Below are 24392 nucleotides of genomic sequence, written 5' to 3'. Positions count from 1 at the left end.
TGGCGCTTTTCATTCGTCAAGCCACGCTCTTCAAGCCGTTGGTTGAAGCGTTGCCTCTAGCGGTATTCCGGCTGAGGTGCCGCCTGATCGTCCTTGGCCGCGGCGTCCGGACGGGCGCCGATGTTGAAGCCGAGATCGTTGGAGTTGCCCACCGGGTCATCCTCAGCGTCGTTCAGGTCGATGGCCACGCCGTCGGCGTTGAGCACTTCGACGTTGAGCGACAGCGACTGCATCTCCTTCAAGAGCACCTTGAAGGACTCGGGAATGCCGGCCGGCGGCAGGTTCTCGCCCTTCACGATGGCACCGTAGGCGCGCACGCGGCCGTCGACGTCATCGGACTTGGTGGTCATCATCTCGTGCAGCGTGTAGGCGGCGCCGTAGGCCTCGAGGGCCCACACCTCCATCTCACCGAAGCGCTGGCCGCCGAACTGTGCCTTGCCGCCCAGCGGCTGCTGGGTGATCATGGAGTACGGGCCGGTGGAACGCGCGTGGATCTTGTCGTCCACAAGGTGATGCAGCTTGAGCATGTACATGTAGCCCACCGAAATCGGCTTCGGGAAGGGCTCGCCGGTGCGGCCGTCGAAGAGGGTCGCCTTGCCGTCCTCGCCCACGAGCTTGTCGCCGTCGCGGTTGGGAAGGGTGCTGCGCAGCAGGCCCTGAATCACGTCGGGACGCACGCCGTCGAAGACGGGGGTGGCCACCGGGGTGTTCGGATCGCCGTGTTCGGCGCCCTGCGGCACGTACTGCTTCCATTCGGCCTCGAGATCCGGGTCGAGCTTGATATCCCAGCCCGCGTGAGCGATCCAGCCCAGGTGCAGTTCCAGCACCTGACCCAGGTTCATACGGGACGGGACGCCCAGAGGGTTGAGCATGATGTCGATCGGGGTGCCATCGGGCAGGAACGGCATATCCTCTTCCGGAAGGATGCGGGAGATGCAGCCCTTGTTGCCGTGGCGGCCGGACATCTTGTCGCCCACCGTGATCTTACGGTGCTGGGCGATGTAGACGCGAATCATTGAATTGACGCCATTGGGCAGCTCGTCGCCGTCCTCTTCGGCTTGGTCGCGGGTGATCTCCTTGATGGAGATGACCGTGCCGGTCTCGCCGTGAGGCACACGCAGCGAGGTGTCACGCACTTCGCGGCTCTTCTCGCCGAAGATGGCGCGCAGCAGACGCTCTTCAGGGGTGAGCTCGGTCTCGCCCTTCGGGGTGACCTTGCCGACCAGGATGTCGCCGGCCTCGACCTCGGCACCGATGCGGATGATGCCGCGCTCGTCGAGGTTCGCCACCGCTTCCTCGCCGACGTTCGGCAGGTCGCGGGTGATTTCCTCGGCACCGAGCTTGGTGTCGCGGGCGTCGATTTCGTACTCCTCGATGTGGATGGAGGAATAGGTGTCGTCTTTCACCAGGCGCTGCGAGATGATGACGGCGTCCTCATAGTTGTAGCCGTTCCAAGGCATGAACGCGACCAGCACGTTCTTGCCCAGCGCGAGGTCGCCCTTTTCGGTGGCCGGTCCGTCGGCCAGGACGCTGCCGCGCTCGACGCGCTCGCCGTCATGGATCAGCGGACGCTGGTTGTAGTTGGTGGTCTGGTTGGAACGCTGGAACTTGGCGAGCTTGTAGCTCGACTGGGTTCCGTCGTCGTTGGCCACACGGATGATGTCGCCGGAGACGTAGCTGACGACACCGTCCTTCTCGGAGAGAATGGTATCGCCGGAATCGTAGGCGGTGCGCCATTCGGCGCCGGTGCCCACCAGCGGGCGCTCGGACTGCACGAGCGGGACGGCCTGACGCTGCATGTTGGTGCCCATCAGTGCACGGTGGCCCTCGTCATGCTCCAGGAACGGAATCAGCGAAGCGCCGACGGAGACCATCTGACGCGGGGAGACGTCCATATAATCGACGTCGCTGACCGGCACATCGACCGCTTCGTCCTCGCCGGAACGCACGAGTGCGGTCTTCTCGACGAAGTTGCCGTCCTTGTCCAGCTTCTGGTTGGCCTGGGCGATGACGTGCTCGGCGTCCTGATCGGCGGTCATGTACTCGATGTCGTTGGTGACATGTCCGTTGACGACCTTACGGTACGGGGTCTCGATGAAGCCGAACGGGTTGACGCGCCCGAAGGTCGCGAGCGAGCCGATAAGGCCGATGTTCGGGCCTTCAGGGGATTCGATCGGGCACATACGTCCGAAGTGGGACGGGTGGACGTCACGGACCTCCATGGAGGCGCGGTCGCGCGACAGACCGCCGGGGCCCAGAGCGGAGAGACGACGCTTGTTGGTCACGCCGGAAAGCGGGTTGTTCTGGTCCATGAACTGCGAGAGCTGGGAGGTTCCGAAGAACTCCTTGATCGTCGCGTTGACGGGGCGGATGTTGATCAGGGACTGCGGGGTGATGGCCTCGGCGTCCTGGGTGGTCATGCGCTCACGAACCACGCGCTCCATACGGCTCAGGCCGGTGCGCAGCTGGTTTTGGATAAGCTCGCCGACCTGGCGGATACGACGGTTGCCGAAGTGGTCGATATCGTCGGTCTCGACGCGAAGGTCGACGTCCTCGCCATTGCGACGTCCCGGGAAGGTCTTGTCGCCGGCATGCAGCGCCACGAGGTACTTGATGGTGGCGATGATGTCCTCGCGCGAAAGGCTGCGATCGGTCGGCTCGGCCTCGAGGCCCAGCTTACGATTGATCTTGTAGCGGCCGACGCGTGCGAGGTCGTAACGATGGTTGTTGAAGTAGAAGGACTCCAAGAGGTTCTTGCCGGCTTCCGGAGTGGCGGTGTCGGCCGGACGGATCTTGCGGTAGAGGTCGGTCAGGGCCTCGTCCTGCGTGTTGATGGTCTCCTTTTCAAGAGCATCGAGCACCAGCGGGTAGTCCTTGAAGGACTTGGCGATCTCATCCTTGGTCATGCCGATGGCCATGAGGAAGACGATGGCAGACTGCTTGCGCTTGCGGTCGACGCGCACGCCCAAAACGTCGCGCTTGTCGATTTCGAACTCGAGCCATGCGCCGCGTGACGGGATGATCTTCGCGCCGAAGACCTCCTTGTCGCTGGTGCGGTCCGGGGTGCGGTCGAAGTAGACGCCCGGGGAACGCACGAGCTGCGAGACGATGACGCGCTCGGTGCCGCCGATGATGAAGGTGCCGTGCGGGGTCTGCAGCGGGAAGTCGCCCATGAAGACGGTCTGGCTCTTGATCTCGCCGGTGTCGCCGTTCTCGAATTCCGCGTTGACGTAGAGCGGTGCGGAATAGGTGTAATCCTTCTCCTTGCACTCCTGGACCGTGTGACGCGGTTCCTCGAAGTACGGGTCGGAGAAGGTCAGGCTCATGGTCTGCGCGAAGTTCTCGATCGGGGAAATCTCGTTGAAGACCTCTTCGAGGCCCGAAGTATGGGCCACGTTGTTGGTGCCGGCCTTGATGTCGGCTTCGGCCTTCTTCTTCCAGCGTGCGTTGCCGATGAGCCAATCGAAGCTATCGGTCTGCACCCCCAGAAGGTAGGGCACATCGATGGGTTCCCTGATGGAACCGAAATTCACACGGTCCGACGCCTTATGCAACTTGATGTCGTGCTCATCGGCGCGTGCGATGACTTGTGTGGTGTTCGTCTTGAGCTTATTTTCAGCCAATGGACGTTCCTTATCGCTCGCTTGATCTTTGTCTATTCTTTTACGAGGAAACGCACCGCAAACGGCTACACTACGCGGGCGCTTCATCGTTAGAGCATGCCCGCAATATGACACACCTTATGCAAAGTATCTATTATACACGGCGTTGAGACGAAATATCAAGCGTCACGAAACAGGCCTCGGAGATTCATACAAACTCATGTAATATATCCAATAAATGATATATATTATAGAAATGTAATAAGTGATGTATATTATAAAAATGCAAAGAATGACCGCCTTGGCAACTTCACATATCATAGTATGATTAGATTTAATATCGGATTACAATTCTAGATTGCATCGGAAGAGCTCATGAGAAGAATCATGGTACTTGGCGCAGGCTATGCGGGCTTACATGCCGTAAAGCAGCTCGTCGCCCAGAACCCCGACGCGGAAATAATGCTGATCAACAAGGACGTTTACCATTATGACACCGCACGGCTTCATGAAGTGGCCGTCGGCAGAACCGACCCATCCGAAATCAGCTTCAACCTGCGCGAAAAGATCAATCCGGGCGTCACCCTCGTCATCGATGAGGTGGTGCGAATCGACCACGACATACGCGCCGTCGAGCTGCGCAAGAACGGACTGATTTTCTACGACTACCTAATCAACGCACTGGGCGGCGCTTCCTCCACGCCCGACGTTCCGGGAGCCACCGGCAACGTCCTGCCCCTGATTACCCTTGACGACGCGATGCGCGCACGGAGCCATGTCGAACAGGTACTGACGGATTATCGACTCAGCCAGAACCCCTACGATCTGCGCGTCGCCGTGTGCGGAGACGGATTCTCGGCCGTTGCGTTCATGGCCGCACTGATGCACGAGATCCCGGCGCTGGCGAAAAAATTCGACGTGCCTGCAAAAAAAATGGAAGTCCATTGCTTCGCCTCCAACCCCAGGCCCCTCTACCGTTTTGACCCCAAACTCACCGAATGGATCATGGAGGATCTGGGCGGCAGCGGCGTCATTTTCCATGGTTCTTCGCGCGTGACGAGGATCGAGCCGGGCACGGTATTCATCGGCAACCAGACTTTCCACGCCAACACCATCGTCTGGGCGACGGGAATCCGCGGCAGCCGGGTCGTTCCTGTTTCCGGCTATGTTCAGAAATTCAACCGCGTCATTGTCAACGATGACCTTTCGGTCGTGGAGGCCGATGGCGGGTGGCCACGGGAATTCGTGATCGGGGACGTTTCCGCCGTCGCGAATCCCGAAACCGGCCGCGTCTACCCGGCAAGCGCCCAGCTCGCGATCCAACAGGCGGATTGTGCCGTCAGCAATGTTCTCTCGCTGCTGCACGGCGGACGCACGTTCAGGTTCGTCTTCAAACCGTATGGCACGATTCTGCCGCTCGGCCCGCATTCGGGCGTCGCTCAGCTTGAGAATTCCAAGGGCAAATACACCCGGCTCAAGGGCGCCAAGGTACGGCTGCTGATCAGCAGGATGAACAAATACTTCAGAGAAGCCATCGTTTAGGAATCGTTCGGATTTCAGGCGTTTCCCGGTTATCGGGGTGTGTCGGACTATCTGGGCTTGTCGGATTGTCCGACGTGCGGATACGGCGATTCCGGCGTTTCCGCTTTCCCCAAGCATTCGAAATATATTACCGGTTATTTGACGATAATCGGAACTTTCTCGCTTTTCACGTTTGGATGGTCTTTGAGGCTCAGCTGGGCCAGATAGACACCGCGCTTCACGCGAGGAAGCTGTTCGTCGGGCACACAGGTGGATCCGGTCTTGTCGGCCGGCCAAGTGATTTTCTGCGCATCCTTGTCACCCTTGGCCATCAACAGCTTTCGCGAATCCGCCGGGCATACCGCCGAACTCCAGATGGTGTCGCCGGTTTGCTCGCTTGAGGCCGCGTCGGCGTCGTCATTCGCCTCGGAATTCGAACCATCGTTGGAAGTACCGGAAGACGAACCCGACTTGGAATTCGAGTCCGATTTAGAAGACGAATCCGATTTGGACTTCGTGTCGGAACCGGATTTTGAAGCGGAACCGTTACCGGAATCCGAATCTGATCCTGAAGCCGAACCTTCGTCCGAAATCGTGTAAATGGTAAGGATACGCGAGGCATTGGAGGCGTCGACCACGCAGGAATCGTTGCCTTCATAACGGATGGTGGCCTTGAAATCGAGCGAGCCGCCGAGCTCTACACTCTGAGAAATGGGGCTCAGTTCCAGCTTGACGTCCTTTGCGCCGCATTTTCTGACGCCACCCTGGTTGGCTTTATCATCCTGATTGTTTTTATTATTGTCGGACTTTCCGGGTTTCTTGGCCAGTGTCTTTTTCCGGCTTTCGGAAACGGAGTTCGAAGACGATTGCCCGCCATGAGTGGCGATGACCTTAGTCGCAAGCGTGTATACGCCGAACCCGATCAGCGCCAGAAGCGCCAGCGCGACCACACCAACGACTATGCGGCGGCGAAGATAGACGCGCTGCATGTCTTTGCTGGTTTTGCGCTTGCTTTGGCGCTTTTTCGGTTGCTGAGCGGTCATAGTTCCCAGTGTAAACGACTTTGCTGAATTCGACGTTGCCACGCATCATTTCAACATCAAAACGGCAAAACCGTAATATTATGAACAAAACGAAATTCGACGACGACCTGCAACCAGCTCAATGCCTGATTGCAGGTCAATCGCCGAATCTCGTGGAATCCGAATGATTTTCTAAAAGCTTTCAGTCCTTCTGAAGCTTCATATCATTGACCATCTCGTACCATTCGGCGATGGCGCTGTGGTCTTCCTTTTCGTGGCCATGGGCCTTGAGCGACTGCATGATCTCCATGGCGAGCGCACTGAACGGCGCCGAGACATTGATGCCATGCGAGGTGTCCATGACGTTCTGCAGATCCTTGATATGCAGTTCGATACGGAAACCGGGATCGAAGTTGCCGGAGAAGATCTTCTCGGACTTCTGATCCATGACCACGCTGCCCGCCAGACCGCTGCGGATGGCCTGATAGACACGCTCCGGGTCGACGCCGGCCTTTTTCGCCAGCGAATACGCCTCGGAGATGCCCGCGATGTTGATGGCCACGATCATCTGGTTGGCAAGCTTGGTGATGTTGCCAGCTCCGACCTCACCGACCAGGGTGACTGTCGAAGACATCGTCTTGAGCAGGCCCTCATACTTGGCGAAGACCTTCTCGTCGCCGCCGACCATCACCGCGATGGTGCCGTCGACGGCCTTGGGCTCGCCGCCGGAAACCGGTGCGTCGAGAAAGTCGACGCCCATCTCGCCCAGGCGCTTGCCGAAATCACGGCTGGCCAGAGGCGCGATGGAGCTCATGTCGATGACGGCCTTGCCTGCGCTCAGGCCTTCGGCGATGCCGTCCTTATCGAACAGCGCGCTTTCCACGTTCGGAGAATTCGGCAGCATGGTAATGACAACATCACAACGCTGTGCAACGTCCTTGCCGCTCTTTCCTTCTTCGCCGCCCGCTTCGACGACAGGAGCGATGTTCGACGTATTGCGGTCATAGCCGACGACTTGATGCCCGGCCTTCAGAACGTTGATTGCCATGGGCTTGCCCATGATTCCCAATCCTACAAATCCAACTTTCATTATTTTCCTTTCTATACAAAATCAATGAGATTCTGATGTCCCCGTTCATAGCGACCGAGGAACAAGTCTGTTTCAGGCCCTTTTTGCCATCAGAAAAGCGCGCATCGCGCTCTCCCCTGCAATCGGTACCGTTTCGGTCACACGCGCCATACACTGCTTAAGAGATGTCGGTTCGTAAACGCAGGAAAGCACCAGATCGATGCCTTCTTCATAGACACCGCCCAAATCATCGGCACGACTGCCCACCACAGCCACAACGGGCACGCCGAATTTCTTGGCCCTCAGGGCCACGCCGATTGGGGCCTTGCCATTGGCCGATTGCGAATCCATCCTGCCTTCGCCGGTGATGACCAGGTCGACATGCGGCATGACTTTCTCAATGCCGATGATGTCGAGGACGGTATCGATGCCGCTTTTGATCTCGGAGCCGCAGAAAGCGACCAGCGCGGCGCCGAGTCCGCCCGCCGCGCCTGACCCGGCGACGGAAGCGACATCGAAGCCAGCGACATTGAAAAGCAGCTTGGCATATTGGCTCATCCACTGATCGAAACGATCAAGGTCACGGGCGCCAAGCCCCTTTTGAGGACCGTAAACGTGCACCGCACCGTCGGGACCCACCAGCGTGTTGGAGACATCGGTCAGCGCGACGAATTCCGTCTTGCGGATGCGCGGATCGGCACCCGACCAATCGATGGATGTCAGGTTCTCAAGTCCTGCCAAACCGCAGGGCACGTATTCGCCGTCGGCATTGAAAAACCGGACGCCCAGCGCCTTGGCCATGCCAACACCGCCATCGCTGGTCGCGCTGCCTCCCAAACCGATGAAGATTCGCTTCGCACCGGCATCCAACGCATCGAGAATCATTTGCCCGACACCGAACGTGGAGGCGTTCAGCGCGTTTTCGCGGTTCTGCTCGATGAGGGTCAGGCCACTGGCCTGCGCCATTTCGATGATGGCGTCGTCGTCGGAAAGGACGTACTTGGCAACGACATCCGCTCCAAGCGGCCCCCGAACATGAACATCACGGAGGTCCCCTCCTTTGGACGCCATCACCGCCTCGACGGTACCTTCTCCGCCATCTGCGATGGGATATTCGAGAACCGTGCAATCCGGCACGACACGACGTATTCCACGTTCAAGCAACTTTTCCACTTCTATGCTCGAAGCCGAGCCCTTAAACGAATCCGTCGCCAAAAGAACCGAATACCTGTTCATCGTATTCTTCCTCCTGATTGGCTGCAAACCATTACCTGTTGCCGATTACCTATCGTAATATATTCAAACAGCTCAGGATAGGTATCCAGCTTCGCGCATGGCTTTTTCATCCCATCGAGGGCGGCGCCTGTCGCAGCCTCGGTGGGACGGATGGAAGGACCGACATCCATGCCCATGAGATTGGCCATGTCCTTGGTTGGCGACGGGAAGCTGGCCGCATCCTGCGAGTTGCGGATGGGGTTGAGCTTGAACTGGTCTTCCAGCGAGCCCTTATAGTCCCCTTGCTCGAATTTGTCGTAGATGCCGCATACCAGATCCGGATAGATGTTGGCCGTGGAGCATACGGCTCCGGCGCCACCCACGCACAGGCTCGGGTAGACGATGGTGTCCTTGCCGGCGAACACGGCGAAATCGATGTCCCGCGTCTGCCGCACCAATTCCTCGATATTGGTGACATTGCCGCTTGAATCCTTGACACCGATGATGTTGCTGCAGTCATGGGCCAAACGAACCATGATGTCGACGGGAACCGGATAACCGGCACGGCCCGGGTTGTTGTAGATGAACATGGGCTGCGGAGCAATCGCCTTCGCGATGGCGGAATAATGATGGTAAAGCGCTTCCGCGGTGGGCTCGATAAACATCGGCTGCAACACGGAGACCGCGGCGACGCCAAGTTGCGTGGCCCTCTGCGCCAATTCGATGGCTTTGGTCGTACGTATATGGCCGACACCGAACATGACCGGCACCCTGCCAGCGGCCTCATCCTTGATGATCGAGGTCGCAGCGAGCATCTCGTCATCATTGAACATATAGAATTCCGAGTTGCTGCCGAAAGCCAGGATGCCGTCGACGCCATGCTCGATGACATGATCGACCTGCTTGCGCAACTTGGCCTCGTCGATGTTCTCATGCTCATCGACCGGGGTGAGAATCGGAACGAAAATACCTTTAAATGTCTGCTTGTCACTCATGATTTTCAGCTATTCTTCCTGATTTGACATCGACCATGGCGGCTTGCCTCCATCCACTGGCACTACGCCGCCATGGCCATATTTTGGTCTTGTTCAGCGCACCATCGAAGGACGATGCGGGTCAAACTTCCAGCCCGGAATGAGATACTGCATGCCGACGGCGTCGTCACGAGTGCCGCAATTGTTGTCGACATAGAGTTTGTGCGCCTTTTCGACGGCGTCACGGTCGACCTCGATGCCCAGACCCGGCACATCGCGGCGAACTTCGATCTCGCCATTCTCGATCTTCGGCGGGTTCTTGGTGAGATACTGACCGTCCTGCCAGATGTAATGGGTATCGCAAGCATTGAGTTTGCCGGGAGCCGCGGCGGCGGATTGTGCCACCATGGCCAGGGAGATGTCGAAGTGGTTGTTGGAATGCACGCCCCAGGTGAGGTCCATGTCGTGGCAGAGCTGGGCGACACGCACGCAGCCCTCCATCGTCCAGAAGTGCGGGTCGGCCAGCGGGATGGTGACTGAATCAAGACGGATGGCCGCCTTCATCTCACGCCAATCCGTATCACACATGTTCGTCGCCGTCGGCAAGCCGGTGATGCGATGGAACTCGGCCATCGTCTCACGGGCCGAGAAACGACCTTCGGCGCCGCACGGATCCTCGACATAGGTGAGTATGCCGGTCATGTCACGGCACAGGTCAATGGCTTCCTCCAACGACCAGCCTTGGTTCGGGTCGAGCGTGATGCGCGCGTCGGGGAAGGCCTTCTTCAGGGCCTTGATGGCCTTGATCTCTTCCTTGCCTTCGAAGACACCGCCCTTGAGCTTGAAGTCGTGGAAGCCGTAACGCTCCGTGGTGGCCTTCGCCTGCTCGACGATGGCGTCCGGGTCAAGCGCCGGCTCGCGACGGATACGACCCCACTCATCGGAATTGTCGTCGTCATGGATATAAGGAAGATCCGTCTTGGTGCGGTCGCCGACGTAGAAGAGATAGCTCAGGAAGCGAACATGATCGCGGACCTGACCTTCGCCCAGCAGCGCGGCAACCGGAACCTCCATATGCTTTCCCAACAAATCAAGCATCGGCGTCTCCACTGCGGTCTGCACGTGGACGGTGGTGCGCAGATCGAAGGTCTGGTTGCCACGGCCGCCCGCGTCAAGGGACGCGTACTTGTCGTGAATATTGCGCACGATGTTCTTCCACTGGCTCAAGGGCTGACCGACGACCATCGGCTTGACCTCATTGAGGACGTCGGTGACCTTCTTCGTTCCCGGAACCTCGCTGACACCTGTATAGCCATCGGTATCCGTCATGATCACGATGTTTCTGGTGAAGAACGGGCTATGCGCCCCGGAGAGATTGAGCAGCATGCTGTCATAGCCCGCTACGGGAATCACTTCCATTGTCTCGATTTTCGCTACCATAATTATTTCCTCCTAAAAAACTTGAAAAATTTGATTATCAGATTGTTGATTCCGCGTTCTGCTCTTGTTCGTATCCCGCTCAGCGCACCAACGCCGGACGGTGCGGGTCATACTGCCAGCCCGGAATCAGGTACTGCATGCCTCTCGCATCATCTCGTGTGCGCAGCAGCCGTTGTCGACGTAGAGCCGATGGGCCGCGTCCAGCTTCTCGCGGTCAAGATCAATGCCGAGCCCCGGCACATCACGTGGCACCTTGAGGCACCCGTCCACGAAGTGAGGTGCCTTCTTGCCCAGATGCTGGCCGTCCTGCCACATGTAATGCGTGTCGCAGGCGTTGATGCGTCCGGGAGCCGCGGCGGCAGTCTGCGCCACCATGGCCAGTGAGATGTCGAAGTGGTTGTTGGAATGCACGCCCCAAGTCAAATCAAGGTCATTGCAAAGCTGGGCCACACGGACCGCGCCTTCCATGGTCCAGAAGTGCGGGTCGGCCAGCGGAATCGTCACGGAATCAAGACGGATGGCCGCCTTCATCTCACGCCAATCCGTATCGCACATGTTCGTCGCCGTCGCCAGGCCGGTGATGCGATGGAACTCGGCCATCGTCTCACGGGCCGAGAAACGGCCTTCGGCGCCGACAGGATCCTCGACGTAAGTCAGAATTCCGGTCATGTCACGGCACAGCCTGAGCGCCTCTTCCATCGACCAACCCTGATTCGGATCGATGGTGATGCGCGCATTGGGGAACCGCTTCTTCAACGCCTTGACGGCCTCGATCTCCTCTTCACCGGGGAAAACGCCGCCCTTGAGCTTGAAGTCGTGGAAGCCGAACCGCTCCTGGGCCGCTTCGGCCTGATGGACGATGGCGTCCGGGTCAAGCGCCGGCTCGCGACGGATGCGACCCCACTCGTCAGAATCATCGTCGTTACGCAAGTAAGGCAAATCGGTTTTATCGGGATCCCCGACATAGAACAGGTAACCCAAGAAACGCACTTCGTCCCGGACCTGCCCATCGCCAAGCAACACGGCAACCGGAACCTCCATATGCTTGCCCAACAAATCAAGCATCGGCGTCTCGACGCCGGTCAACACATTGGTGAGCTTCTTGAAGATCATGGCGTGTGCGGTCTGGACACCGTTGGATCCGGCTTCGCTTGCGAGATTTTTTGAGCATTTCCTCGCAATCCTGAACGACGCCTTTCCACTGGCTGATTGGCTTTCCCTCGACAAGAGGGACGCAAAGTTCAAGCCGTTGGGCGATGACTTCCCCACCAGGCACCTCGGCCACACCGGTATAGCCATCGCTATCGGTCATCACCACGACGTTACGCGTGAAGAACGGCTCATGAGCGCCGGCCAAATTCAAGAGCATACTGTCGTACCCAGCTACGGGAACGACCTCCATATGCTCAATTGTCGGTACCATCTTTGTTCTCCTTCGATACAAAGTAAATTCCATTTATATGAAATCCAGAAAACGTTGCGTTATCATTATCAGCTCTGTACACACCGATACGGCATATTCTATGTGACGAAATGAGAAATTCAGTTTCTCTTGAAACATGTTCCGCGTACCATATAACCAGATAATTTCTCAATCTCCGAGAGGACGACCTCATGGACATCAATCCCAAAATCGCCGAAACGATTGTATCCAACATCAAAGGCGTGCTCAAACACGAAATCAACCTTTTCGACACTTCCGGAACCATCATCGCCAGCACCGACAAATCCCGGATCGGGACAGGCCATGACGGGGCCAGGCTTGCCGTCGCGCTCAAACACACCATCGCCATCGACAACGAGCATCAATTCGAAGGAGCGAAAAACGGCATCAACGTTCCCGTGATGATCAACGGCTCCGTGGTGGCGGTCATCGGCATCACCGGCAAACGCAGCGAAGTGGAGCCTTTCGGCAACATCATCAAGAAAATGACGGAAATTCTCATCCGGGAAAACATCGATCAGGTCACCCGATTCGACCGTCGTATGATGATGTCCAACCTCATCAACATACTGACCTCGTCAAGCCAGGATCCCGGACTGATCGACTATCTCTCCTCCGTACTTCATCTCGATCTCGGCCGTCCCAAATTCGTCATCGTCGGACACGGGCAGACCCACGACGACACAATCACCGCCCAGAACAACCGGTTCAACGCCTTAAGCGAGCTGTTCCACGAAATGCCGCAAAGCCTTTTTCGATGGACACCCAGGAAATCCGCATGCTAATCGACAAAGAGGACGTCCACGACCTCACCGGTTTCCTACGCACAGCGCAGGAAAAACTGGCGGAATCAGATCATGACGTCTTCAGATTCGGCATCGCCGACCCGGCCTCATCGTGCGAGGCGTATCCGCATCAATACGAACAGGCGTGCGAAGCGGCCAACTGGTTGCAGTTCTCACACGAGCAATCCATCGCCTATTACCATGATCTCGACTACGGCGTCTTCATCGCCTCAATTCCGGCCGCAGAAGCAAAACGATTCGTCGATCATGTCTTCAACGGCCTGGACGAGCAACAGATCGAGGATTTCCACACGACCTTCGCCGCCTACCGGGACTTCAACGGCAGCATCATCCACGCCGCGAACAAGCTGTTCCTGCATAAGAACACGCTGCAGAACCGTCTGAACAAAATCGCGTCGGTTACCGGCTACAATCCAAGGATTCTCAAGGATTACACGGTTCTCGACACCGCTTTCACCCTTCGCAGCTACCTTAAGCAAATATCCCCGTCCTACCGCTCGGAAAAGGCCGTATAAAACAGCAATATCGGGCCGTGCCAACAATGAAGGCACGACCCGATAGACTCAAGAGGGATTCCCGGAGCAACACCTCACCCGCAAATCCCAGGTTGCCTTAGGCCCACAGGGGCTTTGGCAGGAACACTCCGGAGAGCACACCGAAGGCCACGATGATGATATTGATGGCCCAAAGCTTCCAGAAGGTGAACTTGATGTGCTGGTCAATGGTGATGCCGGTCAGGTCAGTGGCAATGTAGAGCTGCGGCTGGGCGATTACGGAAATCATGGCGCCGAAGTTCGAGAACAGCGTGACGATGACGACATCCATCGGCACACCGTACTTGGCCGAGAACGCTCCGATAAGCGGAATCAACGCGTAGAACCACGTATCGTTGGTGAACAGGAGCATAAGCGGCGTGGCAAACAGCGCAATGATGATGTAGAAGTAAGGCCCGATGGCGGAAGGCACGATGGCCATCAGCGCCTTGACCATGGCATCGAGCATGCCACTCTCCTGCATCACACCCACGACGACACCGGAAAGCAGCACCGCCGGAGCCACGGGGAATAGCGAAGAGGCATATTTCTTGAGCAGCTTGGTCTGCTGACCCTGATCGGGGAAGTTGATGGCGAGCGCCACCACCAGGCCGAACGCGAAGACGTAGTACTGCGGAATGCCTTGGAAGGCGATCAGCACGAAGATGAGGAACGCGGTGAGCAGGAGATTCCACCAGAAACGGTTGTGGCGGGTCAGCTCGGTGTCCTTGAACTGGCTGAGCAGATCCTCATTGCTGATTTCGACTTTCTCAGTGGTGTTCTTGCGTGCGCGGATACCGAAATAGACGGCGAGAATCAGCAGCACAACGAGCATGAAGATCTGGACAGGAACATATTTCAGGAACAGCCTGGTGGATACTCCCGAACCGCTCATCAGGCTTGCGGCCCTCAGTATCTTCGGGTTCCAAGGGGTGTTGCTCATCACCAGGATAGCCACGCAGACAAGGAACGGCAGTATGCGTTTATCGATATGGAACTTCTCGAAAAGCGGCAGCATGAGCGGGACCGTGATGAGGAAGACGGAGGTGACCGAGCCATCCAGCTCGCAGATGCACGCGACGATGACCGTCAGCACGCAGATGATGGGCGCGGAGATCTTGACGTGACGCATTACCGCCTTGACGATATCGTCGAACAGACCGGTATCCGACATCAACATGAAATAGGGCAACGAGAACATCATCATCAGCGTGATGCTGTACGTCTTGCCGATACCGGACGTGATCCATTTGCCCATGTCCAAGAAAGCCGTATGGGTAATCACCATGGCAATGAAGCCGGCGATAACAGGAATCACCGTAAATGCGAGAAGAATGTTCATCTTCTTCTTCAATAGGACAACGGTAATAAGAATCATCGTTGCGAAGCCAAGTATAGCCAACCAAATATTCACTGCACTGACCCTTCCAATCATCGACTTATCGGCAGCCGCTCCATAGCCTGCAGCGCGATAAGCCCTTAGTATTTCTACTTTGAATTCGCAACGTTCTCTATACAATAGAATCGTAAACATCTGTTATTTTCTCAAGAGTCTGAAGCACAAATTAGTTTATTCCGTATCAACGCAAAATGGTACAGGGAACAGTAATGAGAGGAACGAGGATTCGTATGCTTAGGAATAGGATGCGGTGGGTTGCTTCATCCAAGGTACAGCGTCGTCACCATGAGTCCACGACGAAAAAATCAATGTTCGGGAAGGATTCCCTATGATAAGACCAGCAGAAACATCAGATCTAAAAGCCGTTTACCATATCATCAGCGAGACGAGTCCATGCAAACTGGATTTTCAGATGTTTGCTCGCACCTATATCAGCCAGATCGAGAATTTTGACCACAAGCTCGGTATTTGCGAAGAGAACGGCGAAGTGGTGGGCTTCGTCGGAGTACTATGCACTTGGCAGCTTTACATGGGCGACCGTGTGGCGGAAATCAAGGATCTCGCCGTCGATGAAGCTCATCAGGACCACGATGTGCGCGATCAGCTCCTGGAATGGGCGGAGAAAGTCGCTCGCGAAAGCGGATGCGGCAGGATCAGCATGTGCTCCGTGGTCAAACACGAAGACAGCCACAAATTCTACGAGGATCACGGATTCAAGAAAATCTTCTATCGTTTCGACAAGAACATCGCCGAATAGACTTCAACACTGGTTTCTTTCCTTCTTGGGCCCTGTCTCTTCTGCGCACGCAGTCGAGACAGGGTCCTTTTTCTGGAACACACTTTGTCGGGAACGCAGAGGATCGGAACTCAGAGGATTGAGAAAGTCGCGCAATGATTCGCAAGCGCCATACTGAACGTCCGAAGCGAAGGATCTTATCGCGGCAGACGCAGCGAACCGTCCGGGGCGATTTCGATCAGACCGTCCTCATCGAGGCTGGCGATGCAGGCGTCGAGCTGGATGTGGTCGGGCCAGAGCTTTTCGACATCGGCGCGTGAAAGGGATGCACCTTCACCAGTCGCATTTTTCCCAGCCGACCGACTATTCTTGCCTTGTTTCACTGTCGATACCGCTTCGATGACGTCATGGTCTGCGTTTTTCGTATGCGGCGAGACGATATCGGAATCGTTACCGGACGACACCTCTTCCGGCAACGCGACCGCGAGTGCACGCAGCGCATTCAGGATAATACCGCGCACCTGACGGTTCGTGCCCTTGAAACTCTGGCGCGGACGGGTGCGTTTTTGGCCCATCCCCGGGCAACCGGCTGCATAGAAACGGCTGTGCGAGGCCCACGGATCCTCGTCGATCTTCGGGTTCTTGGCGGTGCACACCAGCGCGCCCAACTCAATCAGCGCCTCGTTCCAGATCACGCTTTCCCTGGCATCCTGCGGCAAGACCGCGTTCGCCAGTCGCCGTTCCTCCGGCTTGGTCGCGCCGCCGAAGGATTCCTCACCCTTGAACGTACGCCAAAGCACACGGCGAACGTTGGTGTCGAGCACGGCGATACGACGCCCGAACGCAAAGCTCATCACCGCGCTGGCCGTGTAGTCGCCGATGCCGGGCAGGGCCACGAGTTCATCGTATGTTTTCGGAAGTTCATTGCGGTACTGCCCGGCGACGACCTTGGCACATTCCTGAAGGCGCAACGCACGACGCGGGTAGCCGAGCCTGCCCCATGCGGTGATGACCTCGGCGGCGCTCGCCTCTGCGAGACTTGCGGCATCCGGCCAGACGCCCATCCAGTTGTTCCAGTATTGCACCACGCGGCTCATCTGCGTCTGCTGGCTCATCACCTCGGAAACGAGAATTCCCCATGGCGTCGTGCGGCCGTTGCGCCATGGCAGGTCGCGCGCGTTTTCGTCCCACCATGCGAACAGCTCCTGCTTCATCGTTTCGAGTTCGGCGGCACTGAAACCCTCGACCACTTCGTGAGAGTCTTCGTGGGCTTTCGTCATGTTCATTTCCTTATCAACCATCCGCACCATTTTGCACTGAAGCCGCTACAGTCGCGCGAAATGCGTAATCCGCGCAATCCATAATCGCCGATGCCACAGAAACGCCGCGGCCGGACCTCCCCTACAGCACGGAATAGAAAATCCCGGCGTTCCGCGTATGAATGCTGTGAACACGCAGCACAGAACACCTTTTTCATGGCATTTTCGCTTCCCTGCTGCGTTTTGCGAAACATCGGAAAAGAGAATGGCGGAATCCCAGCATTCTTCATGATCCTATTTCAGCGATCCGCAGCAGGGAACGCATAAAACAACACCATATGGCTTCCCTGCTATTCGATGCGCCCTCAAAGGCATCGGCGGCGCAGCGGTAATCCGAGAATAACCGAAAACCGTGAAAGTGCGCGGTGTCGCTTCACGGGGATAGTTTTGAATCATGACAGACGCAGCGCAAACGGCGGAAAACGCCGGAAATCCCGAGAACAAAGTCACCGACATGTACGAATACGGCTACCGCAAGTCCAATTACGGGCCGGACGAGCTTGTGACCGACGCACACGGCAACCCGATCAGCGTGGTCGACGCGATGATGAGCGCCAAAGACGCCAGCGAGGCCGAAACGGTGACGCCGCATCTGTGCTACTACTCTCCGCGCATTCCCGGCAACACGGGCTCGGCCATCCGCCTGTGCGCCGTGACCGGCACGATCCTGCACCTGATCGAGCCGCTCGGTTTCAACCTCAAAGACACGAAGCTGCGCCGTGCCGGGCTGGATTACCACGATATGGCACACGTTGTGCTTCATCCCGATTTCGATGACTTGGTGAAATCGATGCCCAACTCCCGCATCATCGCCTTCACCGCCCACGCCACCAAGCTTTACACGGATATCGAATACAAGCCAACCGACATCCTGCTTTTCGGCCCGGAACCCGGCAATATCCCCGATCCGATGGACATCATGGAAGGCCCGCACGTCGCTGAGCAGGTGCGCCTGCCGATGCGTCCGAGCCTGCGCAGCCTCAATCTCACCAACTGCGCCTCCATTGCCATCTACGAAGCCTGGCGTCAGCTCGGCTTCAAGGGCGGGGAATAAGCAGAACTCCAACAACGGAATGGTTATAAAAACGGCGGCATATTGCTCCACCGCCGTACCTGCCGCGCTGCCTTGTTAGGGGCAGCTCGGTGCCGGCGCTACTCCAACTTCCAGATCACCAACAGCAGGCAACCTGCAAGAATCGTAGCTTCCCAGAGGGGATCTACCCTGGATACTATCGCGAGCAATACCACCGTCGCGAGCCGGCAGAGCCCAGAGTTCCCAGGCTTTTTATTATTATTGGATGCCATCATAGGCTCCCATCTCATGTTACGTCAGCCGGCCATTTGGTCCCGGCCGGTCGCCCACACGTTTTCGGTTCTCCGGTTCGGGGATTGCCGTGCCGCGTGCGTGCGGCACATCCAACGTGACACATTGAGGGACGAATTGCAAATTAAAACAGCTATATCAAGGAAAAATCAAGATTCCTTGATACCGGAATCAAGAAACCTTGAGAAAATTTGAGAACAGAACACCGTTGTGATATGTTCGGAATGTCGGTTGAAGTCGGTTCGCTTCGGAGCATCAGCCCGGGTCTTCAAAGCTTCGCTCCGTTGGGCTTCACCGGTAGGGCGTTTTTATTATTTTTCGTCCTCTTATGTTACGGAGTTGGGCCGCTGAAAATTTTCAACGGCCCAATACTTATCAATTACGGTAATTGATAAGTATTATCCCTATTCACAACACTCAGTTCTTGAAACTGTGTATCGGAGCGGGGATGCGGCCGCCGCGGGTGACGAAGGCCTCGCAGGAGGTCTGATTGACGGGAATGATCGGCGCGTAGCCCATCAGCCCGCCGAAGTTGGCCACCTCGCCGACATCTTTGCCGTAGACCGGAATGACACGCACGGCGGTGGTCTTTTGGTTGACCATGCCGATGGCGGCCTCGTCGGCGATCATGCCGGAGATTGTGGATGCCGTGGTGACGCCCGGGATGGCAATCATGTCAAGGCCGACCGAGCAGACGCAGGTCATCGCCTCAAGCTTTTCGATCTTCAGACAGCCGGACGCGGCCGCATCGATCATGTTCTTGTCTTCGGAGACCGGAATGAACGCGCCGGAAAGTCCGCCGACGTAGGAGGAGGCCATGATGCCGCCCTTTTTCACCTGGTCGTTCAACATCGCGAGCGCCGCGGTGGTGCCGGGCGCGCCGACCTGTTCAAGCCCGATCTTCTCCAGCACCTCGCCCACCGAGTCCCCGACGGCCGCCGTCGGAGCCAGCGACAGATCGATGATGCCGAATGGCACGCCGAGCCGCCTCGAGGCTTCCTGCACGACCAACTGGCCGACGCGGGTGATTTTGAAGGCGGTGCGTTTGATGGTCTCACACAAAAACTCGAAATCCTTGCCTTTCGCAGCATCAAGCGCACGCGAGACCACGCCCGGCCCGGAAACGCCGACGTTGACGACCACGTCTCCTTCGGTCACCCCGTGGAAACCGCCGGCCATGAACGGGTTGTCGTCGGGGGCGTTGCAGAACGCCACGAATTTGGTGCATCCGTCGCTGTCGGTCTCCCGAGTGGCATAGGCGGTGTCCTTGATGACATGGCCAAGCAGCTCAACGGCATCCATGTCGATGCCGGTTTTGGTCGAACCGACGTTGACCGAGGAACAGACGATATCAGTTTGCGATAACGCCTGCGGAATCGACTCGATGAGCATGCGTTCCGCCGGAGTCATCGACTTGGAGACCAGTGCCGAGTATCCACCGATAAGGTCGACGCCGACCTCCTTGGCCGCACGGTCGAGCGCATGGGCGATTTTGACAAAATCAGCGGGCGAATGGCAGGAGCTGGCCCCTACAAGCGCGATCGGGGTGACGGTGATGCGCTTGTTGACGATGGGGATACCGAAATCACGTTCGATGGCCTTGCCGACCTTCACGAGGTCGCGCGCTTTGTCGGTAATTTTGCGGTAGATGTTGTCGCAGACCGCCTCCACATCAGCCGCCGCACAGTCAAGCAGCGAAATACCCATGGTAATCGTACGCACGTCGAGCTTTTCCTGCTCGATCATCGCATTGGTCTCGCGGACCTCCATAATATTCAGCATTGTTCGCTCCCCAATCAGATTCGATGCATACTCGTGAAGATTTCCTCGCGCTGACAGCGAATGCGCACGCCGATCTTGTCGCCGAGCGCCTCGAGTCCGTCGACCAACGCCGAGAATTCTTCATCGGACTTGGAGTAATCGACAATCATCATCATGTTGAAGAATCCGTCGATGATGGTCTGCGAAATATCAAGAACGTTGACCTTGTGCTCGGAAAGATAGGTGCAGACCTGCGCGATAATGCCGACCGCGTCCTGTCCGACCACCGTAATGACCGCTTTATCCATGTGGACTCCTTAAAACCGATGTTCGAAACCGCCGGTGGCAAACGCGCGCCAACCGATTACCAAGTATAAATGAATGCCAGATGCGGGCGGTCACGATGTCCGCAAATAAACGCGAAACGGCCAATAAACGGACATCTGCAACGTACAAAACCGACGTCGTCGGATGCTTTGACCCATAGCGGTCGCCTGCGATAATGATAGATTGGGATAATAGACAAGACGATGATAGTTGGCACCATCTGATGGAGCAGGCATGGAACATTCGCTGTTTCTGGGAACGAAAAGCAAACGCGACGGGGCTTCCCTCGCCTTCTCCTATTGCGGGATATCGCAGACCGAGGCAGGACATTCCTATGGCCCTTCACTGACCGACAGCTGGGTGTTCCACATCGTGCTGAGCGGCACCGGCGAGGTGCATACCTCCAGCGAGACCTACCGGCTCGGCGCCGATGACGGTTTCCTGATCCATCCCAACGACATCACCCGCTATCAGGCGTCCCGGGACACGCCTTGGGCCTACCTTTGGTTCGCGATGAAAGGCGACGCGATACCCGAATACCTTGATGCAATGGGATTCTCGCACAACACCGTCGCGTTTTCGGTGGACCGGAGCACACCGTTTCTGCGCGTTCTTTCCTCGGCGCTGTACCACACCTCCGACAACATCGCCGACCAGCTCGAACTCAATGCGCTGGCCAACCATTTCCTTTCAACCTTGAGCCGGCATCTCAATTCCGTCGATCAGAACGGTTTCCCCAACCAACTCAGCGAGATCGTCAAACGGGCGATATCGGTTATCCACAATGAATGGCACCCGGGTATCACCGCGGGCTGGGTCTCCAGACGCATCAACGTTGACCGCAGTTATCTTTCGCGTCTTTTCCACAAGGAAACGAACATCACGCTCAAAAACTACATCGATCGGATGCGGCTTTCGCACGCGCGCGACCTGCTCGGCATGACCGACCTGAGCGTGGCGGAAATCGCCGTGGAATGCGGGTTCAACAGCGAGGAGGCCCTCACCCGCAGTTTCCGCGAAACCCAGTCAATGACGCCAACCGAATTCAGACGTTCCCGCAACGGAGTCGTCAACAATTTGGGCATCGGCATCAATTTCCTCCGTGCCGCCTTCAATGCCGACGCCGGACTCAAGGACGACTGAAGGTAACCAAACAGCGATGCCGATGCCCGGCGGCCGCTTGGCGCGGTTGTCTGTCGCCGCCCTCAGCATGAGCCCAGCAGGCGTCGTTCAACAGTCGTTCAACACGGGCCCAGCTGAGCCCAATAGGAACTCAGCAGTCGCTCAACACGAACAGCCTCGAGTCGAAATCATGCGGGTCGCCGAGGCTGTTGACACCGCCCGCCTCGGCGGATGAGGAAGCCGAGGCATCGGTGGAAAGCATGCCGATTCTCATCAGCTCGTCGCCACCGAAGGTCAGGCCGTTGATGGTGCTCGCCCCTCCCCTGACTGCAATCCGATAGCGAAGCGCGGGGTCAAGGCCCTGAAGATACAGGCGGGTAAACGGCGACATCGGATGCTCGAGCATGCGGTAGTCCCCGACGATGGCCTGCCTGCGATCCTTGGAAACCACCATCCACGCCATACAGTCGTTGCGTCGCGAATCCCGTTCGAACGGTGAAACCAGGCGGTAGAAGTCACCTTGATGGATCAGCTCACGATTTTGCTTGAAGAAGGCCACGTCATCCGCAACCTGCTTGAGCTCCTCCTCGCTCAACGCCGCGGGGTCAAGTTCGTAGCCGAAGGTGCCGAACATGGCGACATTGGCGCAGGTGTTCATCGAGACCTCGCGGCCGGTCTGGTGGTTGGGAACGATCGAGACGTGCGACCCCATGGAGCTCAGCGGATAAAACATGCTGGTGCCGTATTGGATGGACATGCGCTCCACCGCATCGGTATCGTCGCTCGTCCAGATCTGCGGTGCGTAGTAGAGCATGCCCATGTCGAAACGGCCGCCGCCTGAGGCACAACCTTCGATGATCAGGTCCGGGAAGGCTTCCAGCAATCGTTCGTGCAGCTGATAGACACCGAGGATATAACGGTGGAAGACCTCACCCTGATGCTCGGCGCCGCGCGTCGCGTCAAATGCCTCGGTGATGTAACGGTTCATATCCCACTTGATATAGCCGATGTTCGCGCTGGAAAGCACCGTATGCATCTGGCGGTAGATCTCGTCGACGACGTCCGGGTTCGTGAAGTCGAGCACGTATTCGTTGCGCCCGTGGCTGGCCCTGCGGCCAGGCGTGTGAAGCATCCATTCCGGATGGGCACGGTAGAGCTCGGAGTCCTTGTTGACCATCTCGGGCTCGAACCAGAGACCGAACATCATGCCCAGCCCATTGATGCGCTCGGCGAGTCCGTTGAGCCCATGCGGCAGACGTTCAGGGTTGGGCGTCCAATCCCCAAGTCCTGCGGTGTCGTTGTGCCGATTGCCGAACCAGCCGTCATCGAGCACAAACAGCTCCACTCCGAGCTTCTGCGCCTGCCCGGCTATGGAAAGCAGCGCCTTTTCGTCGAAATCGAAATAGGTGGCCTCCCAGTTGTTGATGAGCACCGGACGTTCCTTGTCGCGCCACGGGCCACGCACGAGATGGCGGCGCACTAAGTCGTGGAAGGCATGGCTCATACCGTTGTAACCCTCGCAGGTGTAGACAAACACCACTTCGGGGCTCTGGAAGCTGGAACCGGGTTCAAGATGCCAGGTGAAGCCGAAATCCGCGATGCCCATCTGCACTCTTGAGACGGCGAAGGGATCGACCTCGACGTGCGCCTCGAAATTACCGGAATAGACGAACGCGGCACCGATGACCTCGCCGTGGGATTCCGTGGCATCAGGACTGGCCAGGGCGAAGGCTGGATTGTGGATATGGCTCGAGGCCGACCCGCGCAACGAGCCTATCTGCTGGATGCCCGGGTGCAGCCGGCTGGCTACGATGCTGCGCTCGCGGGCCCACGAGCCGGTGAGCTGGGTGAAAACGTAATCGTCGTCGGGCAGGTCGAAGCTCAGACTCATCAGCCGTTCGATGTCGACGTCATCCTTGCCTTCGTTGCGCAACCTTACGCTGCGGGCCATCACCGGCAGATCCGCAAACATCGTGTACATCAGCGTTGCAACCACACCCGTAGGTTCGTCTACAAGATCGACCGAAAGCGTCACCGCCTCATCTTGCCGATTGACATAGGTGGCCGGCAGGCCCTCGAGTTTCGGCTTGCCCTCGCCGATGCCGTAGCTTGAGAAACGGAAGTCGGTGATACGCGAACCGTTGGGCTGGGCCATGCTGATGGCTGGCATGCGGTAATCGCTGGTACCGTATTCGGGAAATTCCTGCCGCAGGTGCTCAAGTGAATAGACCAGATTGCCCTCGATCGGGCACGAGGCTGTGGACCGACGCTGCATCTCGATCAGATAGCCGAAATCATCCCGGTCCCGCACAGCGGCCCCATAATACAACTGTAAGAGTTTGCCTTCGCTGTTCACCGCGATGATGTAGCTCACCTGACCATTGGTCAGATGGAACTGTCTGCCATCGTCATGAACAAACACCCGTGCCTCACCATATGAGGATTGCATACGTTGTCTCCTTTGATCGGCCTGCCGCCGTTCACCCTATCGGAGTGTACGACGAAACAAAATGCCTCAACTATGCATTGTTCTATACCAACTCTGTCGATGAAAGCGATATTGGTGTCTTCCTCCCTCGATTTTGTGACCGGACAGGGCGCCGCCAAACCGTCTGAAGCGCGTCTATGCCGTTACAAAGTGCCACGAACCATCACAAACAAACAACAAAATCACGCAATCAGCCCACGTCATTGCCGCATCGCCGCGGCTTTGCGGGCACATAATACTTAGGAAAGCTGTTGTAACGAAGCACATATGGCAGTCAACGCGGATCGAAA

The 24392-nt window shown here is 57.3% G+C and carries 19 protein-coding genes; 6 read left to right on the top strand and 13 right to left on the bottom strand.

The window, feature by feature from the left end:
- Nucleotides 1–56 precede the first annotated feature (56 nt).
- Nucleotides 57–3623 (bottom strand): DNA-directed RNA polymerase subunit beta, encoded by a 3567-nt coding sequence (rpoB, locus tag OZX74_RS01910; RefSeq protein ID WP_277156903.1) that lies wholly within the window; start codon nt 3621–3623, stop codon nt 57–59.
- A gap of 354 nt (nt 3624–3977) precedes the next feature.
- On the opposite strand from rpoB, the gene OZX74_RS01905 reads away from it, so the two are divergent.
- Nucleotides 3978–5144, top strand: a complete 1167-nt coding sequence (locus OZX74_RS01905) for an FAD-dependent oxidoreductase (RefSeq protein ID WP_277156902.1) — start codon at nt 3978–3980, stop codon at nt 5142–5144.
- Nucleotides 5145–5278: 134 nt separating this feature from the next.
- Here OZX74_RS01905 and OZX74_RS01900 read toward each other — a convergent pair whose 3' ends face one another.
- From OZX74_RS01900 to OZX74_RS01870, 7 genes are all read right to left on the bottom strand, one after another.
- Nucleotides 5279–6166, bottom strand: a complete 888-nt coding sequence (locus OZX74_RS01900; RefSeq protein ID WP_277156901.1) for a hypothetical protein — start codon at nt 6164–6166, stop codon at nt 5279–5281.
- A 181-nt stretch (nt 6167–6347) separates the two neighbouring features.
- The gene (gene garR, locus OZX74_RS01895) at nt 6348–7235 is read right to left on the bottom strand and encodes a 2-hydroxy-3-oxopropionate reductase (RefSeq protein ID WP_277156900.1); all 888 of its coding nucleotides are present in this window, start codon (nt 7233–7235) and stop codon (nt 6348–6350) included.
- 72 nt (nt 7236–7307) lie between these two features.
- A complete protein-coding gene (locus OZX74_RS01890; protein WP_277156899.1) occupies nt 7308–8450 on the bottom strand; it encodes a glycerate kinase in 1143 nt (380 codons plus the stop codon).
- Entirely contained in the window at nt 8447–9424 is a 978-nt protein-coding gene (locus OZX74_RS01885; protein WP_277156898.1) for a dihydrodipicolinate synthase family protein, read from the bottom strand. Before OZX74_RS01885 ends, OZX74_RS01890 begins: the two co-directional genes overlap by 4 nt.
- 93 nt (nt 9425–9517) lie before the next feature.
- Entirely contained in the window at nt 9518–10843 is a 1326-nt protein-coding gene (locus OZX74_RS01880) for an enolase C-terminal domain-like protein (RefSeq protein ID WP_277156897.1), read from the bottom strand.
- Nucleotides 10844–10969: 126 nt separating this feature from the next.
- The gene (locus OZX74_RS01875; protein ID WP_277156896.1) at nt 10970–11956 is read right to left on the bottom strand and encodes an enolase C-terminal domain-like protein; all 987 of its coding nucleotides are present in this window, start codon (nt 11954–11956) and stop codon (nt 10970–10972) included.
- Nucleotides 11901–12266 carry a hypothetical protein gene (locus OZX74_RS01870; protein WP_277156895.1) on the bottom strand — a complete coding sequence of 122 codons (366 nt, stop codon included), beginning with the start codon at nt 12264–12266 and terminating at the stop codon, nt 11901–11903. Before OZX74_RS01870 ends, OZX74_RS01875 begins: the two co-directional genes overlap by 56 nt.
- Before the next feature lie 191 nt (nt 12267–12457).
- Here OZX74_RS01870 and OZX74_RS01865 point away from each other — a divergent pair, with 191 nt between their 5' ends.
- Together OZX74_RS01865 and OZX74_RS01860 are read left to right on the top strand one after the other, a co-directional pair.
- The gene (locus tag OZX74_RS01865) at nt 12458–13072 is read left to right on the top strand and encodes a sugar diacid recognition domain-containing protein (RefSeq protein WP_277156894.1); all 615 of its coding nucleotides are present in this window, start codon (nt 12458–12460) and stop codon (nt 13070–13072) included.
- On the top strand, nt 13066–13608 hold the full coding sequence (locus tag OZX74_RS01860) for a helix-turn-helix domain-containing protein (RefSeq protein WP_277156893.1): 543 nt from the start codon (nt 13066–13068) through the stop codon (nt 13606–13608). Before OZX74_RS01865 ends, OZX74_RS01860 begins: the two co-directional genes overlap by 7 nt.
- Before the next feature lie 97 nt (nt 13609–13705).
- Here OZX74_RS01860 and OZX74_RS01855 read toward each other — a convergent pair whose 3' ends face one another.
- Nucleotides 13706–15061: an SLC13 family permease gene (locus OZX74_RS01855; protein ID WP_348519553.1), complete on the bottom strand. Its 1356-nt coding sequence runs from the start codon at nt 15059–15061 to the stop codon at nt 13706–13708.
- Between the two features lie 292 nt (nt 15062–15353).
- On the opposite strand from OZX74_RS01855, the gene OZX74_RS01850 reads away from it, so the two are divergent.
- Nucleotides 15354–15782, top strand: a complete 429-nt coding sequence (locus tag OZX74_RS01850; protein WP_348519552.1) for a GNAT family N-acetyltransferase — start codon at nt 15354–15356, stop codon at nt 15780–15782.
- A gap of 176 nt (nt 15783–15958) precedes the next feature.
- Here OZX74_RS01850 and OZX74_RS01845 read toward each other — a convergent pair whose 3' ends face one another.
- Nucleotides 15959–16975 (bottom strand): A/G-specific adenine glycosylase, encoded by a 1017-nt coding sequence (locus tag OZX74_RS01845; RefSeq protein WP_277157380.1) that lies wholly within the window; start codon nt 16973–16975, stop codon nt 15959–15961.
- A 499-nt stretch (nt 16976–17474) separates the two neighbouring features.
- Between OZX74_RS01845 and OZX74_RS01840 the strand changes: the two genes are divergently transcribed.
- Nucleotides 17475–18134, top strand: a complete 660-nt coding sequence (locus OZX74_RS01840; protein WP_277156890.1) for a tRNA (cytidine(34)-2'-O)-methyltransferase — start codon at nt 17475–17477, stop codon at nt 18132–18134.
- 687 nt (nt 18135–18821) lie between these two features.
- Here the strand turns inward: OZX74_RS01840 and OZX74_RS01835 are convergent.
- Complete coding sequence (locus tag OZX74_RS01835) at nt 18822–20186, bottom strand: PFL family protein (RefSeq protein ID WP_277156889.1); 1365 nt, start codon at nt 20184–20186, stop codon at nt 18822–18824.
- A 14-nt stretch (nt 20187–20200) separates the two neighbouring features.
- Nucleotides 20201–20473 carry an ACT domain-containing protein gene (locus tag OZX74_RS01830; RefSeq protein ID WP_277156888.1) on the bottom strand — a complete coding sequence of 91 codons (273 nt, stop codon included), beginning with the start codon at nt 20471–20473 and terminating at the stop codon, nt 20201–20203.
- Nucleotides 20474–20726: 253 nt separating this feature from the next.
- On the opposite strand from OZX74_RS01830, the gene OZX74_RS01825 reads away from it, so the two are divergent.
- Nucleotides 20727–21635: an AraC family transcriptional regulator gene (locus OZX74_RS01825; RefSeq protein WP_277156887.1), complete on the top strand. Its 909-nt coding sequence runs from the start codon at nt 20727–20729 to the stop codon at nt 21633–21635.
- Between the two features lie 130 nt (nt 21636–21765).
- On the opposite strand, the gene OZX74_RS01820 is transcribed toward OZX74_RS01825, so the two are convergent.
- Nucleotides 21766–24063, bottom strand: a complete 2298-nt coding sequence (locus OZX74_RS01820) for an alpha-galactosidase (RefSeq protein ID WP_277156886.1) — start codon at nt 24061–24063, stop codon at nt 21766–21768.
- Nucleotides 24064–24392: the final 329 nt, after the last annotated feature.

This window comes from Bifidobacterium sp. ESL0798 (assembly GCF_029395415.1).
Classification (GTDB): Bacteria; Actinomycetota; Actinomycetes; order Actinomycetales; family Bifidobacteriaceae; genus Bifidobacterium.
Note: the sequence above shows the minus strand (reverse complement) of the source record. Positions and strands in the feature narration are given on the sequence as shown.

Bases quoted from the DNA above. Each gene is read 5' to 3' on its own strand.
- garR (WP_277156900.1), bottom strand. From the start codon at position 7,235: ATGAAAGTTGGATTTGTAGGATTGGGAATCATGGGCAAGCCCATGGCA.
- OZX74_RS01855 (WP_348519553.1), bottom strand. From the start codon at position 15,061: ATGATTGGAAGGGTCAGTGCAGTGAATATTTGGTTGGCTATACTTGGC.
- OZX74_RS01875 (WP_277156896.1), bottom strand. From the start codon at position 11,956: ATGATCTTCAAGAAGCTCACCAATGTGTTGACCGGCGTCGAGACGCCG.
- OZX74_RS01850 (WP_348519552.1), top strand. From the start codon at position 15,354: ATGATAAGACCAGCAGAAACATCAGATCTAAAAGCCGTTTACCATATC.
- OZX74_RS01845 (WP_277157380.1), bottom strand. From the start codon at position 16,975: ATGAAGCAGGAGCTGTTCGCATGGTGGGACGAAAACGCGCGCGACCTG.
- OZX74_RS01860 (WP_277156893.1), top strand. From the start codon at position 13,066: ATGCTAATCGACAAAGAGGACGTCCACGACCTCACCGGTTTCCTACGC.
- OZX74_RS01890 (WP_277156899.1), bottom strand. From the start codon at position 8,450: ATGAACAGGTATTCGGTTCTTTTGGCGACGGATTCGTTTAAGGGCTCG.
- OZX74_RS01865 (WP_277156894.1), top strand. From the start codon at position 12,458: ATGGACATCAATCCCAAAATCGCCGAAACGATTGTATCCAACATCAAA.
- OZX74_RS01885 (WP_277156898.1), bottom strand. From the start codon at position 9,424: ATGAGTGACAAGCAGACATTTAAAGGTATTTTCGTTCCGATTCTCACC.
- OZX74_RS01900 (WP_277156901.1), bottom strand. From the start codon at position 6,166: ATGACCGCTCAGCAACCGAAAAAGCGCCAAAGCAAGCGCAAAACCAGC.
- OZX74_RS01870 (WP_277156895.1), bottom strand. From the start codon at position 12,266: ATGGTACCGACAATTGAGCATATGGAGGTCGTTCCCGTAGCTGGGTAC.
- OZX74_RS01825 (WP_277156887.1), top strand. From the start codon at position 20,727: ATGGAACATTCGCTGTTTCTGGGAACGAAAAGCAAACGCGACGGGGCT.
- OZX74_RS01820 (WP_277156886.1), bottom strand. From the start codon at position 24,063: ATGCAATCCTCATATGGTGAGGCACGGGTGTTTGTTCATGACGATGGC.
- OZX74_RS01830 (WP_277156888.1), bottom strand. From the start codon at position 20,473: ATGGATAAAGCGGTCATTACGGTGGTCGGACAGGACGCGGTCGGCATT.
- OZX74_RS01835 (WP_277156889.1), bottom strand. From the start codon at position 20,186: ATGCTGAATATTATGGAGGTCCGCGAGACCAATGCGATGATCGAGCAG.
- OZX74_RS01880 (WP_277156897.1), bottom strand. From the start codon at position 10,843: ATGGTAGCGAAAATCGAGACAATGGAAGTGATTCCCGTAGCGGGCTAT.
- OZX74_RS01905 (WP_277156902.1), top strand. From the start codon at position 3,978: ATGAGAAGAATCATGGTACTTGGCGCAGGCTATGCGGGCTTACATGCC.
- OZX74_RS01840 (WP_277156890.1), top strand. From the start codon at position 17,475: ATGACAGACGCAGCGCAAACGGCGGAAAACGCCGGAAATCCCGAGAAC.